This window comes from Microcoleus sp. T2B6 (assembly GCF_036700475.1).
Lineage (GTDB): Bacteria > Cyanobacteriota > Cyanobacteriia > Cyanobacteriales > Microcoleaceae > Microcoleus.
Genome location: NZ_JAUBOZ010000123.1, coordinates 1,540 through 20,055, shown reverse-complemented (window position 1 = coordinate 20,055; position 18,516 = coordinate 1,540). Strand labels below are relative to the sequence as shown.

General features: G+C 47.3%; 16 protein-coding genes. 8 read left to right on the top strand and 8 right to left on the bottom strand.

The features are described 5' to 3' along the window. Positions 1 to 261: hypothetical protein (locus QUA00_RS31990; RefSeq protein ID WP_333310318.1), on the top strand; the 261-nt coding region annotated here is incomplete at its 5' end. Positions 262 to 614: 353 nt separating this feature from the next. On the opposite strand, the gene QUA00_RS31985 is transcribed toward QUA00_RS31990, so the two are convergent. The 3 genes from QUA00_RS31985 to QUA00_RS31975 all read right to left on the bottom strand — a co-directional run bounded on the left by QUA00_RS31985 (position 615) and on the right by QUA00_RS31975 (position 2,922). Next, a complete protein-coding gene (locus QUA00_RS31985; protein ID WP_333138921.1) occupies positions 615 to 1,370 on the bottom strand; it encodes a DUF2232 domain-containing protein in 756 nt (251 codons plus the stop codon). Between the two features lie 250 nt (positions 1,371 to 1,620). Next, positions 1,621 to 2,118, bottom strand: a complete 498-nt coding sequence (locus QUA00_RS31980; RefSeq protein ID WP_333138919.1) for a universal stress protein — start codon at positions 2,116 to 2,118, stop codon at positions 1,621 to 1,623. A gap of 90 nt (positions 2,119 to 2,208) precedes the next feature. Then, on the bottom strand, positions 2,209 to 2,922 hold the full coding sequence (locus QUA00_RS31975) for a Crp/Fnr family transcriptional regulator (RefSeq protein ID WP_333290119.1): 714 nt from the start codon (positions 2,920 to 2,922) through the stop codon (positions 2,209 to 2,211). A gap of 659 nt (positions 2,923 to 3,581) precedes the next feature. Between QUA00_RS31975 and QUA00_RS31970 the strand changes: the two genes are divergently transcribed. The 5 genes from QUA00_RS31970 to pgsA all read left to right on the top strand — a co-directional run bounded on the left by QUA00_RS31970 (position 3,582) and on the right by pgsA (position 11,246). Continuing rightward, entirely contained in the window at positions 3,582 to 3,842 is a 261-nt protein-coding gene (locus QUA00_RS31970) for a hypothetical protein (RefSeq protein WP_333103480.1), read from the top strand. A 546-nt stretch (positions 3,843 to 4,388) separates the two neighbouring features. Beyond that, a complete protein-coding gene (locus QUA00_RS31965) occupies positions 4,389 to 8,747 on the top strand; it encodes a hypothetical protein (protein ID WP_333412409.1) in 4,359 nt (1,452 codons plus the stop codon). Positions 8,748 to 9,021: 274 nt separating this feature from the next. Next, a complete protein-coding gene (locus QUA00_RS31960) occupies positions 9,022 to 9,732 on the top strand; it encodes a sugar transferase (RefSeq protein WP_333412408.1) in 711 nt (236 codons plus the stop codon). A gap of 81 nt (positions 9,733 to 9,813) precedes the next feature. Beyond that, on the top strand, positions 9,814 to 10,659 hold the full coding sequence (locus tag QUA00_RS31955; RefSeq protein WP_333412406.1) for an ADP-ribosylglycohydrolase family protein: 846 nt from the start codon (positions 9,814 to 9,816) through the stop codon (positions 10,657 to 10,659). 68 nt (positions 10,660 to 10,727) lie between these two features. Then, positions 10,728 to 11,246, top strand: coding sequence for a CDP-diacylglycerol--glycerol-3-phosphate 3-phosphatidyltransferase (gene pgsA, locus QUA00_RS31950; protein ID WP_333412404.1), 519 nt, complete (start codon positions 10,728 to 10,730; stop codon positions 11,244 to 11,246). A 193-nt stretch (positions 11,247 to 11,439) separates the two neighbouring features. On the opposite strand, the gene QUA00_RS31945 is transcribed toward pgsA, so the two are convergent. From QUA00_RS31945 to QUA00_RS31930, 4 genes are all read right to left on the bottom strand, one after another. Continuing rightward, on the bottom strand, positions 11,440 to 13,185 hold the full coding sequence (locus QUA00_RS31945) for a diflavin flavoprotein (RefSeq protein WP_333412403.1): 1,746 nt from the start codon (positions 13,183 to 13,185) through the stop codon (positions 11,440 to 11,442). After that, entirely contained in the window at positions 13,178 to 13,807 is a 630-nt protein-coding gene (locus tag QUA00_RS31940; RefSeq protein ID WP_333138892.1) for a hypothetical protein, read from the bottom strand. The genes QUA00_RS31945 and QUA00_RS31940 overlap by 8 nt, the downstream gene beginning before the upstream one ends. Before the next feature lie 346 nt (positions 13,808 to 14,153). After that, a complete protein-coding gene (locus tag QUA00_RS31935; protein ID WP_333412401.1) occupies positions 14,154 to 15,881 on the bottom strand; it encodes a diflavin flavoprotein in 1,728 nt (575 codons plus the stop codon). Between the two features lie 232 nt (positions 15,882 to 16,113). Next, positions 16,114 to 16,254, bottom strand: a complete 141-nt coding sequence (locus tag QUA00_RS31930) for a hypothetical protein (RefSeq protein ID WP_333412399.1) — start codon at positions 16,252 to 16,254, stop codon at positions 16,114 to 16,116. 386 nt (positions 16,255 to 16,640) lie between these two features. Between QUA00_RS31930 and QUA00_RS31925 the strand changes: the two genes are divergently transcribed. Both QUA00_RS31925 and QUA00_RS36980 read left to right on the top strand, forming a co-directional pair. Further along, positions 16,641 to 16,844: a hypothetical protein gene (locus QUA00_RS31925; RefSeq protein WP_333103496.1), complete on the top strand. Its 204-nt coding sequence runs from the start codon at positions 16,641 to 16,643 to the stop codon at positions 16,842 to 16,844. Positions 16,845 to 16,951: 107 nt separating this feature from the next. Next, on the top strand, positions 16,952 to 17,050 hold the full coding sequence (locus QUA00_RS36980) for a hypothetical protein (RefSeq protein WP_445252099.1): 99 nt from the start codon (positions 16,952 to 16,954) through the stop codon (positions 17,048 to 17,050). Between the two features lie 459 nt (positions 17,051 to 17,509). Here the strand turns inward: QUA00_RS36980 and QUA00_RS31920 are convergent. Continuing rightward, on the bottom strand, positions 17,510 to 18,516 hold a 1,007-nt coding region (locus tag QUA00_RS31920), incomplete at its 5' end, for a Calx-beta domain-containing protein (protein WP_333412397.1).

The window sequence follows — 18,516 nt, the reverse complement described above, 5'->3', positions numbered from 1 at the left end:
AGGAAAGAAGAAGAAGGAAGGAGCCAGAAGAAGGAAGGAGCCAGAAGAAGTATTTTTACAAATATGAGATGCTCCCAATTTATGATTGAGGGAAGTGCGATCGCACTTTTGGTAATAATAAGGGCTTCGGGGAAAAAGGGGTTTTCGGGAAGAGAGGGGCGAGCGCGGGATCTATGCACAAAAGCTAAAATTGAAGCCGTCTTAAAAAGTACGGTAAAAACGAAAAATCTAGGAGGAAGCAGCGCTGGAATGATGATATAGCGGTTCTCAAGCGTGGTGAGGTATGCCCACGGAGGCCACGGAGGCCACGGAGGCCATGAGTACCTCATCTTTCTGAGAAAGGCTATACGTTAAATCCAGGACTTACGCAGACCCGCTATATTTAGTGTGCCTGCACAAATACAATGGCTTGCTACTAATCAACTCGATATTGGCTCACAAGTTGGTCAGGATTCAATTAGAACCGTATAAGTAAAATCGCGTAAGTTAATAGGGAGCGCGCTTATAAAGTGGAAGACGATCACCCAGGACGTGTTCTTCAAAATTTTAAGTGCGAGGGCGAATCCTTTTAAAATAATTAGTTATACCCATTTAATTGGTATAAGGACTAATAACTACTCTTCATAATCGATCAAAACTTGCACCCAGCTTGGCGGTCGCGGAATTGGATTTCCCAAACGATCTAATAGCAGCAAAGCTACTAAATGCACTACAAATAAATAGACAATATTGTTAACTAAAATCATCCCGGCGGCGATCGCCCCAATTGTGTCCAAACTCGGTACATTAAGCCAGCCCAGCTTCACAAACACCCATTCCACCATCTCTGTTACCTGGGCCGTTACGTAAACCCATAGATCTTGACCCACCAACGCTGACAGCAGCCAAAACCGAAAAAAGAAGCCGACAGTACCAATGAGAGCGCCCACACTAATAGAGAGTGACCAACTCGCTTTGCGCCTCCAAAGTCCTCCCAGCGCAACTCCCATAATTCCAAAAGGCATCACGTATAAAATGCTCCGCGTCGGGCCCATCAGTACCGACAGCAGCAAACCCGATACCAAAGCTGCCATCCAAGCTGCTCGGTTGCCCCAGCGCAAGTAAACCAGGGCGATGGGTATCGGGAAAAAAACCCGCAGCAAAGGCCCCAGCGGAAAGTAATAATTTACCAGCCAAATTAAGCTAGCGGTACTTGCCAAAAAAGCCGTTTCTACCAGCCTTAAAGGCGCTTCCCCAGAGGGGCGCTTCCCAGGATCTGGATTTGTACGATCGCCAGCCATTGCTGAAATATCGGCGGTTTCCGGCTCGTTATTTGTACTGGGTGAACTACCCGAATTAGGCGCAGCATCTGCTGACAAAAAATCACTCATCCGATTTTAGATTTTAGATTTTAGATTTTAGATTTTACGGGGCTGGCACCCGATACGGCTGATTCCCGATTTTCCGATTTTAGAGTTTAGATTTTAGATTTTAGGGGACTTGCGCCCCATACGGCTGATTCCCGGTTTCACTGTTTGGATGCCCCGCCGCCAAATTTAATATTGCTCGCAGAAACCGGGTTTAGGTACGAACGCAAGTCTTATTTGAGATGGGTTTTCTCAGCCTAAATTTTCAGCAGCATTATTTTTCGATTTTGACTTCCTGGATTACAAAAACCGAACAAGATGCGTGGTGAACGACATAATTGCTGACGCTGCCGAGGAAAGCTTCTGTGAAGCCCGTGCGGCCACGCCTTCCCAACACTATTAAATCTGCGCCCCAATTTTCGGCTGCTTCACAGATACAATGCCCCGGATCGCCCTCCTTTTTGCAGTCAAATTCTACCTGCAATCCTTGTTTTGCTGCGGCGTCGCAGTAATTTTTGAGCAAGCCCGAAGCCTGTTTTTCCTCGCTTTCCAGCCGCAAACGTTGAGCTTGATAAGCTTGATTCATTAACTCGACATTCATGCCCAAATCTACCGGAATTGGCACTGCCGTCTCGCCCAACGTGTTGACAGTAACGCAGTTAAATAGCATCACTTGGGCCCGATCGCTCAGAGCTAATTCTAAAGCTTGACTGAAGACGCGGTGGCTCAGTTCTGAATCATCTAAGGCAGCGAAAATTTTCTTAAAACTCACAGCTTTACCTCCTGCGGGAAATCATTAATATCAGTTAGTTAACAGAGAGTGCTTTTGAATTAGATTCAATAAAAGCAAACTCTGATACTTCTAGACTAACAGACGCTCTAAGGCGTGCAGGTCGGGAATGCACAAAACGTCACGTTCGCGCTGAATAGTTCCTTTTTTTTCCAGCTTGCTCAGCACTCGCGTTACTGTTTCGCGAGCCAGCCCGCTGAGGCTGCTCAATTCTCTGTGTGGCAGGTTCGGTATTTCTGTACCTCCTGTTTCCATGATTTTTTTGCCTTGCCCCTCTGCCAAAAATAATAGAATATCTGCTACTCGCGAGGTACTGTCAGACTCTCGCAAACGCAGGCGGCGGTTGACTTGTCGCAGGCGACGCGCCATCAGTTGAGCTAGGCGAATGCCTGCTAGCGGCTCGGTATGAATAAGCTGCACAAAATCCTGAGATGGCATATTGCCGATCAGTGTCGGGGCTAGGGTGATGACATCTGTCGATCGCGGTGCTTCTTCGATCGCGGCCATTTCCCCGAACAGTTCTCCTTTCCCTAAAATATTCAGTGTTACTTCTTTTCCGTCTAGGTTGTAGGTGCGAATTTTCACCCAACCATCCAATATAAAATACACTGATGTTCCCCAGTCATTTTCGAGTAAAATCACTTGATTTGCCGGATGACTGCGGGTAACGATGTGGAGAGTTGCTCTCTCAATTACAGGATCGGGCAAGCCTGCAAAAAAAGGAGTAGAAACTATCAATTGATTTATATTGGACTGCGGATCTCGGGTGTTAAAGCGGTCTTCCATGAGGCCATCATTTTAATTTACGCGCTTGATCTGCGCTGGGCAGTTAGAAATAGCTTGCAGCCGAGTCATTCGATTTGAGATTCAAGATTTGAGAAACAAGGATCTAAAATCGGCAATTTTACCTCTAAAGTTTTGCGGTCAAAGGCCCAATATGGGAATTAATAGCCTCAAGCTCTGATTGCGAGCCAGAAACTAAAGAATATACCATAATTTTTTAGATATATACCACGGAGCAAATTTTATTAACAAAATTTTAGCAATGTGGCAAACGACTGAGCCGATCGAATTACCGAAGACAAGCACTTCGCGAAGACAAGCTTAACACTGCTGAGAGATTTGTTGTCAGTCAGCCCAGCAGTCGAGAAGGCCAAATCCACGAGCACAAGGGGTGCAAGCACGGCAGACAGCTCCCAAATCCGAGCAACTGCCTAGAACCTGGTAAATGTCAGCACGATCGGCAAAATCCACAGCCATTGCGAGCCTAAAGGCGGGCGCTCTTGGCGAGCGAAACCCACCCACTTCCCAGCAAACTTTTCTGCTACCCCAAGATTATTGTACCATTAGTATCTAGCCATAAATACAGATAAAAGGCTATAATAAAAGGTTACTCAAACCGACTGTACGGGGACAATCCCAAATCCGGCATCCCAAATCGCAAATTGTTTGAGGTTTTTTCCAAGTCGGTGAAAGATGAAGAGACAGTGGCGCGCCGCCATGCTAACGAAACACGCGGTGACAGTGTGCGGCCCGCCGTTCAAGCAGGTGAAGGCAAAAGTTTGTGGGGATCGCAGCTATTCCGAGCAGGAATCAGCCTCCGGGTCAGGAAACTCGCCCCTGAGCCGCAGAATTTGACAGCATTTGCACTTGATAGAAGCGGGCATTTGGTGCGGAAGTACCGGCTAACCTATCATAGGCAATAATAGAAGTTATCCGAAGACAAAACGTTAATTAACAGTTTTGACACTCCCCACGGCCCAATCCGGGGGATTCTTCAAGACGAACTTGAAAGGGACAGGCAAAAGTCCCCCTACACGCTCAAAACAACTACCAGCATGAGAGGTGTTGCAATTGCGCTTACTTTTAAATTATTTTCGCTTTCTGAGTCCACCACAAAAGCCAGATAGGTACGCTCCTCACTCTGCCATTATTTGCCCTTTAAGTATTCCGCATCAAAGGCGGATATCTCCGTTGCCGGGATCTCTCCGTACTAGAATGATTCCTCACGTAGAGGGTTGTTCTTACTTGCTACTCAAATTATATCAAACACTGAAGGCGGTTGAAACCGCTACCGACTTATCCCCACGGCCGGGGCCGGGGGCTTGCGTCTCGTTCTTCGGTCAGAAAATATTAGTGAATTACTGACTGACTCGCATTCAGATTATTCTATCTATTGGCATCGCTGCCGCCTGAGTTCAGTCTTTTTTCGGTAAAGTTTCTCCCAAGCCGCATTCCCAGAGGTTCCGCCCTTGAATTCTCAGAAGTACAAAATTCAAGCACTGATTGCTGAGATAGACGAGGTACTCAGCAAGCCCGCACCCCGCTTGCCTTGGACGGGTTCTCTTGATACTGTCCACCAGCGCCAACTTTTAGAGCGAGTTCGCGCTTATCTGGTTTCCTCAGACTCAAAGCTAACGGCCCCAAAGGCCCCCGCCCGCCCAAATGTCCGCCCGCAACCAGTTCCAGTACCCAAAGTGCCTCTGCCCGCCCCTGGCCCCTCAGCCGCAGAGCAAATCATGCTTGCCGTAACCGGAGAAATCAGCCACCTGCGTTCCAGCCTGACAGGGCCGCTCCAAGAAGACATAGAAGCTCTGCGGCAAGAGCAGCAAGCTCTAATTCAAGAAATCAAACTGCTAGAAGCAAAACGGCAGCAGCAACAATCCCTAGCTCAGCAACAAGCCAACCAACAGCAAATCATTGGTGAATTCTTGCAGGTACTGACTGCCCGCTTGGAAGAAACCTTGACTAGCGATTTCTCCCAAATTCTAAGTTCCCTAGAAAATCAGTTATTGCAAAGCAGCGCAGCACCTTACTCTTTGGGCAGTGCGCCTGATGAACAATCGGCTATTGACGTAACACTTAACCCACAAACCTCAGAAGAACACCCGCTGCTGACGCCGGCTCAGAGGTTGGAGCAAATGCAACTGTTCCAATCTCATGCTGACAGTCTGCTGATGAGTCTCGATTCTAGGATGGCTATCGTGTTCGAGGCTTTGCAAGCAAATCTGCAAAGCTATCAAGCTTCCTTGAGACAAGAACTCGAAAATATGTACGGTTTGAGCCAGCAGAGCGAGGCGATGTTCGCGGCTTTGGTCAACCACTTGGCCTCACAGTTGGGGCGAGAAGCCTCTTCCTACGTTCAACAACCGATCGATTTAGCAAATAATCTCGAAACCGTCACCCCAACCGCAGCCGATCGATCTTCTGTCGCTCCCGCCCCTTCAAATACTGCGATCGAGCACTCAGCCACAGAGACTCAGACTGGAGACTCGGTGCAGGAAATTCGCACCGGCGAATTCGGAGAACAAGACAGATTTCCCTACGCCGGTACAGAAATTTCTCCGCAATTCAGACAGTTGAGGCGCGACCGCGATCGCATTCAAGCCCCAATTTTGCTCCCGGAGTTGCAAGATAATTTGTTCGGTTCTGCACCCGAAACATCGGGAAATGCAACTGAGTTTTCTGGCGGTAAATCGGAGAATAGCTTAACACAAACAGGCGAAAATATTGAGGATTTGTATGCAAGTTTGTTCGCGGGAGAAGCGGTTCCTGAAGTAGAATTACAAATCGAAAGTACCCCAGTAGAGAATACTGTAATTGAGCCCCAAAGTGAAGGTGTACAAGATCAAGCGGCGACGGATAAGGAAACTGCCGAATCGCTAAAAATGACCGAAGATTTGTTTGTAAATCTGCTGGATGAAGGCGAATCTCTGGAAGAGATTTTAGTAGATGAAGATTCAGACTTTGTAATGGGTAATTCTGTAGAAGCTCTAACTTTAGATACAGCAGATTTATTTGAACCGCAAGGGGCAACAGTACCTCAAGTTTCAGAAGCACCAGCCTCAACCGCTGAGCTGCAAATTGACACGGACGATCGAGAAAATCTAGAAACGGCTCAAAACCAAGGCGAGCAGTTCGGCGCTACAGTCCCTCAATCAGCAGCTTTGCCGTCGAGAACGCCTGCAGAAATTAGCCCAAACGGCCCCAGTGCCGGGCCCCGTGTGCCGAGTGCCGGTGACGTTCAAACTGGCGAGTTCGACTCATCCTCGCAGGGGCTCGATGATGGGTACATCCAAGCTTCGCCGGACGAGGATTTGCTGCCAGTCGAGGAATTAGAAGATGACCTCGATCGAGCTCTAAATTTGGACAACAATACTCTGGAACTTTTGGAGGCAGACCTCTACAATCTGGAGGGATTGGAAAATACTAGCTTCGGGCGATCGAATTTCTCAGTCGCTAACAGCTTGGATTTATCGGCGAGTTCCTCCGAAGGCATTGCAAACAATCCCTTTGCGGAGGCGGCAGAGGAAGAACTCGGCACGCTGGAGGATTTGTTCTCCGATGTGTTGGAACTCTCCTCTGAGGATGAACCCTTTGTTTTGGAAAACGAACTTGAGGATGATTTGTTTGCGGAGGAAGACGACTCGAATTTGACGCTAGACGAGATTTTGGCTAGTTTGACCGAGACCGATCGACCTTTGACTGATTCTCCCCCTCCAGAAACTGCCGAAACTAACGAACTGCGATCGAGTCCTCCAGAAAGTCAAAAAAAAAACCTAATTTCGACAGAGAGTAAAGCAGGAGTGGTTGAGGGGAAAACCGATTTTAGCGAGTTTGCCGAAACACAGCAGCAAGACTCGGCTGGGCATTCTGCAGCAGGTGCGATCGCCCCATCCCCAAAACGCGGGAATTCTAGCTGGTATTTGGGCATTGATTTTGGTTCCACCGGTCTGTCTGCGACTTTGGTCGATCGCACCAGCGGCGAATTGCACCCGATTTACTGGGAAGCATCGCAGGCTGAGGCTTGGGCAGCAGACGCCAGTTGTCGGATTCCCTCGGCTGCGGTGATGGCGGAAACATCCCCAGGTAGCCCAGGGTCAGAGGTGACAGTCAAGTCGGTGGGATTCCGACCCCAGGCTTTGCCTGCTGGAGAATTTTTACTGGAAAATTTTAAATGGCCTTTAAAGGTGGGCATTCCTTATCAGCGGGAGGCTGCTGGGATGTACGAACCGCTGTTGCAGTGGTCGCCCTTGGAGACTTTTTCGATCGCCTTGCCGCTGCAAGGTGTGCGGGCACTGCTGGCTACTTTGAATCCGAGTTTGCGGGGACAAAAATTTGCCGAATCGGGGGAAATTTTGGATTCTACACCAAGGGCGAATTTTGTAGGATTGCCAGTTTCTAATTTAATTTGTAGGGCTTCGGGATTGACGCCAGAAACTCTCGATGCGGCGCTTTTAGACTTGCAGGGTGTAATTTTGGGGACTCCGGCCGGCTGGTCGGATGTTTATATGTTTAATCTGCGGGAGGCTGTTTTGGGCGCGTCTCTGGTGGCTTCATGTTCGCAAATTTTTGTGGTGGAAGATGCGATCGCCACTTTGCTTGCTGCTGTAACTCCTGTGAAAAATAACATGGAAGTCGAGTCGTCAGCCGTGGATTCTGCTAAGGGCGGTGAAGAAACTGCACCGCTGGCTGTGAATGCTTCGTCTTTTAGCGGGGGAACTTTGATTTTGAATGCGGGGGCGGCGACGGTGGAATTAGCTTTAGTTGAGTTGCCGTCCAATCTTCAAGATTTAACTCGTGCTGATTTTACTTGCCACAGTTTTGATGCGGCTGGCGATGCTTTCGATCAGGATATTATCTGTCAGTTGTTGGCTAAAAATGAAACTTGGGGAATGTCGATCGATTTGCCACGTCCTGGTCATCCAGATTTGCCGAGTCGTTATCAATTGCAGCAGCAGTTACAAGGTTCTGCTTTTGGTTTGCAATTGTTAGAGGCGGCAAGGCAAATAAAAGTTATTTTGCAACATCAAAAAAGTTTTGCTTTGGATATTGGCCAGCAGCATTGGGATGTGAAGCGCAAAGATTTGGAAAGTCTGGTTTTAGTGCCTTTTGTGCAGCAGTTGAATCGTGAATTGAATGCTTTGCTCAGCCGCGCCGGAATGTCGCCGGCGGGGATTAATCAGGCGATTTGTGCGGGGGGTATGGGTGCTTGGCCTGCGATCGCCCGCTGGTTGCGGCAGAAGTTGCCGAATGCGATCGTGGTTCAAGACCAGGATTTGCAGGGCGATCGAGATATTTTTGAGATTGACAATTCTGCATTAAATTCTGTATCTCAAAGTACAAATTTCCCCCAAAAAATTGGTCGAGTTGCCTGCGGGTTAGCCAGTTTGGCTCTCTATCCTCAAATTTTGGGTGTGTCGCAGCAGCAGTACAGCGACTTTTTTCTGCTGTGGGAATTAATGCAGGTTTTGGGTGAGGAAACTCTGAGCTTTCAGGAAATTTTGCAGTTGTTGGAACGCCAAGGCGTGAATACCCGCACCTGCGAACCCCGAATTTTGCGGATTTTGGAAGGAAATTTGCCGGCGGGGCTTGTGCCTGCGGAGGAAGATTTCATGCTGCTGGCCGAGGAGTCGAGGCAAAATCCTGATTGGGAAGCAATTTTGGCTGAGCCGCTTTTCTTGGAAGATGTCTCGCGGGGTTATCGTTTGAATCTCGAACACGCCTCTGTTGTTCGCGAATATTTAGGCAAACTCGCCTCTAGCAGCCAGCAAAAATTGTTAGAGCCGCTAACACTTGCTTGGGATGTTCGCACCGATATTTATCGCTAAACGGCAAAAAACCCGGTTTCTCTGTAGCACCCTCCCTGTCTTCCGGGAAGAGTCCTAGTCGAAACCAGGTTTTTTTGCATCCAGGACTAACTTTTTTCAGTAAATTTACGTAACTTTACATAAACTTTATACGTTTTTAGAAAAAACACATAGAAACTTTATAAAAGTGTTATGGGTTTTTAAAGATTGTGCAAAGCTGAGTATTTCAGGTTCTGCAGATTTGGGATGGCTAATAAGATGGACGTAAGAGATCGTTAAAGTTGAGACAAATCATATGAAATTTCCGATGGGTGCCTCGTCGAAATCCTCATTATCAGAAATGCTGTCCTTATTTTTTCAAGAATTTACTTACAGAGTCGGTGTATCAAAACAACAACATCACCGATCCGTAACGAGCAAGGTAAAACGGTCGATCGATATTTTGGGTTCCTTGCTGGGACTGGCAATTGCTGCAGTGGTGGCGGTGCCGGTGGCAGTGGCGATGCTGTTGGACGATCGGGGCCCGCTGCTGTACAGTCAAGTCCGCTGCAGCTTCCAAGGGCGACATTTCAGAATGTGGAAATTTCGATCGATGGTTGTCGATGCAGAAAAGCTCAAACATTTAGTTAGCAACCAAGCCAACGGTCACATTTTTAAGAATGAAAATGACCCGCGAATTACCCGCGTCGGCCGCTTTTTGCGGTGCACGAGTTTGGACGAGTTGCCTCAATTCTGGAACGTGTTAGTCGGCGACATGAGTTTAGTGGGAACTCGACCGCCCACTCCTGATGAAGTTGCTGCCTATGACGCTGTTCACTGGCAGCGTTTAAATGTCAAACCCGGTATGACTGGGGAGTGGCAAGTCCACGGACGGTCTGGAGTCAAAGACTTTGACGAAATTGTGCAGATGGATCTCGCCTATCAGGGCAAGTGGTCTGTTGTCTACGACATCACTCTGATTTGCAAAACAATTGGGGTGGTCTTCAGCAAAAACGGTGCGTGTTAGATAGGTAAGTTGTTTTGGGTTGTTTTTTTTATTATTTTAGGAAAAAACAGGGGATGAAATAGCTGGGAACTGATTAAATATATGTTAATAGAATTAGCGATTGGTGACGCTTATGGTGCGGGTTTTGAATTTGTTGACCAGCAGACGATCGAATTGTACAACAATCTCAACGCTTACATAAAGCATCCCCATCACGACATCCAGCCTGGATGTTACACAGACGATACGCAGATGAGTTTAGCCGTCGCAGAAGCGATCGTCAGCCGAGAACCTTGGACGCCGGAACTTTTAGCCAGTAAATTTGTTGCAGCTTTTCACCGCGATCGGCGATTTGGTTATGCGGGCAAATTTTACAATTTTTTGCTACAAGTTCAAGACGGAAAAGAATTCTTAGAAAAAATTTACTCTGCTAGCGATAAAAGCGGCTCTGCGATGCGAGCAGGCCCCATTGGCATTTTTCCTACTATTGAAAAAGTCATCGAGAATGCTACCGTTCAAGCTGCAATTACTCACAACACTCCCGATGGCATTAATGCAGCTATAGCCGCTGCTTTGATGTCCCATTACTTTATTTATCAGCTAGGTTTAAAGAAGAATTTGGGAAATTTTCTAGAAAGGCACGTAGCTGGTGAGTGGTCGATACCTTGGCAAGGACAAGTCAGCGTTAAAGGTTTGGTCTGTGTTAGAGCAGCTATTACTGCGATCGTGCGAAATGATAGTATGAGCAAACTGCTCCAAGATTGCATTGCCTTTTCGGGAGATGTGGATACAGTAGCCACTATTGCTTTAGCGGCTGGTTCCTGTAGCAGTGAAATTGCCCAAGACCTGCCAGAAAATCTGGTACAAGGATTAGAAAATCAATCTTACGGCCGAGATTATATCATAGAACTGGATCGACAGTTAATGAATTGCACGATCGACTTCTGATTTCTTCCTGATATCTGTTACATCCGTTAAATCCCGATACACTGCGCGTTGCCGAACTTCTTGCTATTATGAATTTGCCTAATTTGATTACTTTTTCTCGCTTACTGGGAGTGCCTTTTCTGCTCTACGGTTTGTACGACCCAAGCGCGCAAAGCCGCTGGATTTGCACCGCAATTTTTGTGGTAGCTGCGGCTACTGATTGGCTGGACGGCTATTTGGCTAGGAAACTGAATCAAATTACCGATTTGGGTAAGTTTCTCGATCCTTTGGTCGATAAATTGTTGGTGCTCGCGCCGCTTTTGGTATTGATTGAGTTGGGGAAAATCCCGGCTTGGGGAGTGTTTTTGATTTTTGGTCGGGAGTTGACAATTGCGGGGTGGCGTGTTAATAAAACTACGATTTCGGGAGCTAATATTTGGGGCAAATTGAAGACGGTGAGTCAGATTGTGGCGATCGCACTTTTAATTGCTCCTCTGTCTGAAGCGTGGGATTTTCCCGCATTAATTGCTTTTTGGATTTCTGTGGCTTTAACTTTGATTTCTGGCGCTATTTATCTGTGGCCGGAACAGGAAATAAAAGAAAAGTAAGGGAGTTTTATATCATTAAACACGCGCTTTCCCCCAGTCCGGCAGGGGTTGAAACCCCTGCCTCAAAGCGAAAGTCCTCTAAAGAGGACTGTTAAAATCATCAGTCCTCTTTAGAGGACTTTCGCTATTAGCCGGGGGTTTAAACCCCCGGCGGACTTGTGGAAAAGCGAGGATTTATCAAGATTACTTCACTTTAATAATGACTCCCAGATTTCCGATAGTGCACCGCTGTCACGCCGTCATTTTTGAGCAAATGACCGTTTTCAACAGCCGCATAAACTACCCAGTGATCGCCGCATTCCATCCGACTTATCACTTCGCATTCCAGATAAGCTAGAGCATCAGTCAAAACCGGACAGCCGTTGCTAGCTTCCATTGTTTCGACTCCGGCAAATCTGTCTTCTCCGGGAGCAAAGTTTTTCATAAAATACTTCCGCAACTGTCGCCCTTCGGCTAAGATATTGAGTACAAATTTATCTCCGGCGTACATCAAAGCTTCGATCGATCGATCTTTGGCCACCGCAATCGTCACACCGGGCGGATTAAACGTTGCTTGCGACACCCAGGAAGCCAACATCGCACTGCTAACATCCCCCCGCTTCGCCGAGAGTACGCACAGCGAACCAACCAATCTCCCTACTGCTTGTTCAGTGCGATCGCTCCCCGCTGCTAACTGCGGTTTCGGTGCCCGCAATTTTTGCGCTCGAATCAAAGCTTGAGCAAAATCCGTTCCCGCTTCTTTGCACTCGTGAATCGTCGCCGCCGTCGGCTTAAATTTGGCTCGAATCGGATCAAATCCAATTCGATAGCCGGCATCTTTCAGCTTGTTTTCCACTAAGTCGATCGCCTCTCCACTCCAGCCAAAAGAACCGAAAACCCCCGCTAATTTGCTCTTAGTTGCGGTAGATAAAACAATTCCCAAAGCAGTTTGAATTTGCGTCGGAGCGTGTCCTGCTAGCGTGGGAGTTCCGATGATAAATCCCGCGCATTTCTCGATCGCCTCTTGAATTTCTCCCGGTTCGGCAAATTCGCAGTTGATACTTTCCACCGCAACGCCCGCTTTCGTAATTCCTTTGGCGATCGCCTGGGCTAAAGTAGCCGTATTTCCGTAAGCAGAAGCATAAATCAAAGCAACTGTCAAGTCTTTTGAATTTTGTTGCTGGCTCCATTCCCGATACAAATTGCTCAGTTCATTAAGGCCGTAACGGACGATCGGGCCGTGACCGGGAGCATAAAATGCTGCTGGTAAATCGGCGAATTTATCCATTGCAGTCAGCACTTGTTTGGCCTGAGATGCGTGCAGGGAATCGTAATAATAGCGCCGATCTTCGCTGTAAACGCTCCACCCTTCATCGAATACTTGGTCGCCGCAAACGTGAGCTCCAAATAGTTTGTCAGTGAACACGATTCTAGTTTGCGGATCGTAGGTGCAAAGTTGATCTGGCCAACGGGGAGTCGGAGTCGCGATAAATTTTAAGGCGTGCCCTTTTCCTAAGTTGAGAGTTTCTTCTCCCCGAACGATCATAATGTTTAACTCTTGTTCGGGAAAAGCGGCGCGCAAACTAATTGCGGCGGGATTCGTGCAAACCAAAGCTACTTCAGGAGCTAAATCTAACAGACCTTTAATTGTTACTGACCTGTTAGCATTGAAATGCCCCAAAATTATGTAATCCAGCTTAGTCAAGTCCACCCGTTGCTGCAAAAATTCCAGATAATTTTGAGTAAAAGATTCCCCAGGCGGGTCGAACAAAGCAGTTTTGTCAGCTTGAATAATATAGCTATTGGCTGTCGTACCCTTTTGCAGCGAATACTCGACTTCAAATTTGAGTCTATCCCAAGTGCGCGATCGCAGAATAAAAGTATCGAGTGCGATCGGGATAAACTGTACGTCGCGGGGTTTGGCATCAGATGCGAGTCTAGGAGTCAAAGTGTTAGTCATTAATTGCACCTATGAGAAACTGAACTACAGAACTTCTTTTGATTTCGTGCCAAAACTTGGTATCTACAATATCAAACCTTGCGCCTCTACCCTGTAAATTGGTATCCAGGTCAATCAGAAATTCCCTGGTTTTCAAATCATCCCCAATTTGGATAAAGCTCACTCCAATTTCTTCGTCTTTATCTATTTTATTTGCTGCACTTACAATAATTTCAGCTACAGCAGCGGTATTTTCTGGTTTTTGATCTAGGACTACAACAATTATTGCTCCGTTCTTGCCTTTGGCATTTGGTTGGCTGGCGAAATAATCGTTAAAAGTTGCTTTCAGAGCTTCTTCCAAATTAATTTCAGTGGGGTTTGCTGAATCCGGTTGCGTATTTTGTCGCTGCAAAATTTCAGCTAACCGGGCAACATTTGAATTTTTATACTCCCACATCGGAGTAGAAGCTTCATAAAGGGTGATGCCGTCGCTGTCAAATTGCTGACATTTTTTTGCTAAGTCAATCAGAGATGCCTGTGCTTCTACCCACTCCTGATACCAAGGATGTTGAGGGTCTCTGCTGGCATCGCTTCTGGCAATAATAATTGTGTAATCTCGGTCTTCTAAAAGATTGGCAGGCATTGGCAATTCCCCTATTAAAATGGAGTCTAAATGACAACGGTTTGCCCGGTTTGCTGCTGGTGGCGCACCCAACACCCAGAAACCCCGTAAGGTGCGCCACCAGCACCCAAAGGTGAGAGTTTTTGCGTAGCCAGTTGCGTCTTGGACTGTAATTGTAGGGTGCGTCAGTAGATAATCGATGATGAAGTCGAATAAAACATCGGCTGACGCACCTTACTAATACGTTTGGGGTGGGTTGACTCAGACAGTCAATCAATATATCGTTGAATTTCCCTCTTGCTCCTGACAACAGCCAACAGCCAACAGTCAACTGACAACAGTCAACTGTCAACCGTCAACTGACATCCTAATAGTGATTTCCCACTTTGCGGTGGTGAACGGCAGGCAGCGCATCGGGATTGGATACGCGGCCGTTATCGACGATCGCATATACGATATGATGATCCGAAAGTTCCATCCGGCTCACTACTTCACATTCCATGTAAGCCAAGGAATCTGTCAAAATCGGAGAACCGTTGGTTGCTGGTTGAGTTTTAACTCCGGCAAATCGATCGGCACCAGGAGCAAAACGCTTTAAAAAGTGTCTCATCAAGGTTTGATAATTGCCTTCTTCGAGCACGTTGAGAACAAATTTATCTCCCGCGTGCATCATCGATTCGATCGCCCGATCCTTGGCAACTGCTATTGTTAAACCCAGCGGTTTAAAGCTGGCTTGCGTTACCCAAGAAGCCAACATCGCACCGCTAACCTCGCCTTTTTGAGCGGTGATGATGTACAGTCCGCCGCTGATCCGTCCCAAAGCTTTATCGAGGTCGCTATCGAGGGCTTTCATCTGTTTGACAGCCTTGTCCCGCGTCAGCCACTGTCCCAAGTCGGTGCCGGCTTCGTCGCAAAGTTGATAACTCGCTTCTGTCGGTGATTCTTTAATCAAAATGTTGGGAAATGCTTCTTTTAAACCCAACTCTTTGAACTTGTTTCGCAGCGGGTAAATCGATGCGTCATCGCCACCGCCGGATTCGCACAAACCGAAAGATTGTTTGTTGTTAGCAGCAACTAAAATTGTGTTGATAGCAGCTTCGGCATTCACAGCAGCAGTACCACTACTCGGCGGCGAACAAATCACGATACCGGCGGCGGTACCGACAAGTTCGCGGACTTCTTGCAAGTCGGCGATTCTCAAATCCATCATTTCCACAGCAACACCGGTTTTGGTGATACCGTGGGCGATCGCTTGGCTGAGTCGATCGCTCCATCCGTAGTCGGAGGTGTAAAATACCGCTACAGTGGTTTCTGCCTTAGCTTGCGCTTGGCTCCACTTTTTGTAGCGTCCGGTAAGTTCGACTACGTTGTGCCGCAGCAAAGGCCCGTGACCGGTCGCAACTGTACCGATTTCTCCCAATTCTGCCATCCGCTTCATCGCAGCGAGTACCGATCGAGCATTGGGAGCCATCAAGCACTCATAATAAAAGTGGTAATCTTCCTCAACTGCTGCTAAATCGTCATCGAAGGTGCTGTCGGAACAGTAGTGCATCCCGAAAGCATCGCACGTAAACAGCACTTGAGTTTTGCTGTCGTAGCTGAAAATAGTATCAGGCCAGTGCAAGTTCGGCGCCGATACGAATTCGATAATGTGGTCGTTTCCTAAATCTAGTTTGTCCCCGTTTTTGACGACCAATCGCTCAAAGGGTTGGTGTACAAGGTTTTCTAAAAATTGAATTGCTACTTTCGCCCCCACGACAATCGCTTGGGGTGCCAGCGCCAGCACGTCTTTGACTAAACCGCTGTGGTCTGGTTCGGTGTGGCTGATAATTAGATAGTCAATCTCTTTGGGGTCAATTTCGCCCGTCAGAGTTTCCATGTATTGCTGGCGAAACTTCTCGTGCGAGGTATCGACGAGGGCTGTTTTTTCACCGCGAATAATGAATGAGTTGTAAGTTGTACCGTTTTTGAGTCCGAATTCGATGTCAAAGCGGTCTCTATCCCAGTCCAGGCATCGAATTGCCGTTGTATCAGGGGCAATTTCGACTTTTTCCACCGTCAATCTGCGTTGGACTCGTTCAGTCAGCGCTACCATCAGTGCCTCCTTGTCTTTTACCCATTACCTTATTGTTTCCATTCTGACACGTTTCTTTTGTAAATCTTTATCAAATTTCCTATCACTTAGTTAAGCATCCCAAAAGTGATATCTATCTATTGACAAAAAGCTAATATATGTGGTATAGAAACCAAGTTCGCTCGGTTGGGCGATCGACGTAGTGAGTTTTGCATGGAAATTGCGATCGAGCAGTCAATTAGTTAGTAGCAACTTAAAAGCTGTACAAAATGTGCAGTAAGACGATCGAATAAAAAAATCCCAAATCCACAGGGCAAAATCGATTCAGTGAAGTAAAGCTATGTCCGAAGGTTCCTTTGATATCACATCTTGCACCATTCTCAAGAACAGGCAAGATGCCTGTTCCACAAGAAACTTCACTCTTTGTGGAACAGGCATCTTGCCTGTTCATAAAAGGCTTATTGAGAATGGTGCAATATCTCAGTTTGATAAAACTAATTTGGGTTGGCAATTAGGACAGTCGCAACAATGATTGCAGGAGTGGTGGGAACTAAAAACTGCCCAAAATATACCGAATGTCGAAGTGCCATCTTGGTTTGATTCCCCCATCTTGGGGGCGATCGCTAAAGCCATCTTTTGGTTAATCTTAGCATTGCTCGCAGTCTGGGCAAGTTGGCAGATTTGGCAACTGTTACGTTTTTATATTCATACTTTCAAAAAAAGGAATCAAACAACTGATGGAAGTGCGAAACAAACAATTAACTATTTGTCGGTAGCAGAGTGGTTGTTGCGACGCAAAAATTGCAGCAACAAGGCAAATACCGCCAAGCTTGCCGCTGTCTTTACATGGCGCTGTTGCAGCGGTTAAATGATGCGGGAACCGTAGTTTATCAACCCAGACGCACTGATGGCGAATATTTGCAATTAATCCAGCAATTACCCCAGCCAGTGTCTTACGAAACTTTGATAAGGAATGAGAATTAAATAACTTAGAATTTTGATGGTTCTTGTGGGATGGGCGTCCCGCCCGTCCAGAAAGGGCGGGCGGGACGCCCATCCCACTTTCAAGAGTGTAAATTATTTAATTCGCGATCCTAAGAATACATGAGCAACTATATTTTGGGAATAGGGAAGCTGACGCCTCAACCTTTGAACAGTGTCAGCAAGCTTATCAACAAATTAAGGATTAAGTAGGTAAGCGCAAAAAAACACTAATATCCAAGCGATAATTTTAGAACCGGGTTTTACTAACAATAATTACCACAAACCAACAATCTCAAAAATCCCCGCCCAAGGGCAAATAGCCATCTAATTATTTCCATATACAAGAGTTCAAGGTCGTACTCGAATAATGCGCGTAGCATCTAAGAGTACGACCTTGAAAGGGTGCTATCAGACCGAAGTAGCAAATGGGTTGAAGGTGACGAAAGTAGCACCAGCAATGAGATTCGGGTCGAGGTCGCCCACAATCAGCCCTGTAGGTGAATCCCATTAGCTGTCGGTGCCAGCGACTGTCACACAGCGAAGATTTTACCCGCGTACCTCACTTTCTTGAAAAAAGCTGTAGTGAGGAATCAGACTGATAAAAAGCATTTAACTACTTGGGGGATATATTAGTAGAGCAAGGATTCCTCGCCCTACTAACAGCCTTAGATGAGAGTGATACTTGTTGCCGCTGTACTGCCGAAACTGTAGCCCGCAGTGGGGTTAGCAAGACCTAAGCGCACAGTCCCATTATTGGTACTAAATGGGTTGTCTCGAAGAGTAAAGGTTTGGCTGAGTTGGCCGTTGGCGAAGGACAACGTGCCGCCAGTGGGGCCGCCCGGCATAAGCGAGTAGTCACCATATACAGGTGCAGGGCCGCTGCCTGGAGTACCCGCCAGAATAATATAATCAATCGATGCTGCACCTAAGCCGCTTGAGCGGGTAACTGTAACCGTTGTGCCGCCCCCCTGAGTGGCGATCGTGCCGTAATCAGACGCACTATACTGGAAGACATTGCCAGATGCACCGCCGCTACCGTCAATAATGTCTAGTCTTGCTGTTGACGGAGTGCCGACGGGGCCGTTGTTGAGAAATAGGTTAACAGTCTCAGTCATTTCAGGCACAGTATCAGGATTGACAAAGATGCTGAACGTCGTGGAAGTTACCCCAGGGCCAAAGTTGAGTACACCAGCACTAGAGGAATAATCAACCGCAGTTCCAGTTGATAGGGCGGTGCCGTCAAGAGTACTGTAGCTAATCGTTGCAGTCCCCGTATTAGGGCCGATGCGATTGACTGTCACCGTAGCAAAGCCAGATGATTCCTGAGTGCTGAAAGTAGGCGCACTAAAAACAAACTGGGTTGCTGTTGATGTTGCTGGAGTCGGAGTTGTCCCCGGAGTTGGCGGCACATCATTAATCGTCAAAATTGACGGACTACTGGCGACATTGCCACCGAAGAGCACCAAATTCACCGTTTCGGGCGATTCCAAAATCGAATCAGTCAAAGCCGTCACAGTGAAACTAGCGGTAGTTACCCCCGCATCAAAATTCAACACCCCCGCCGCCGTTCCAGTGTAATCCGGGGCACTGCCTGTTGAACTTGCCGAACCGTCAAGAGTAGCGTAGTTAATCGATGCAGCCGCCGTGCCACCGGTGCGAGTAACGTTAATCG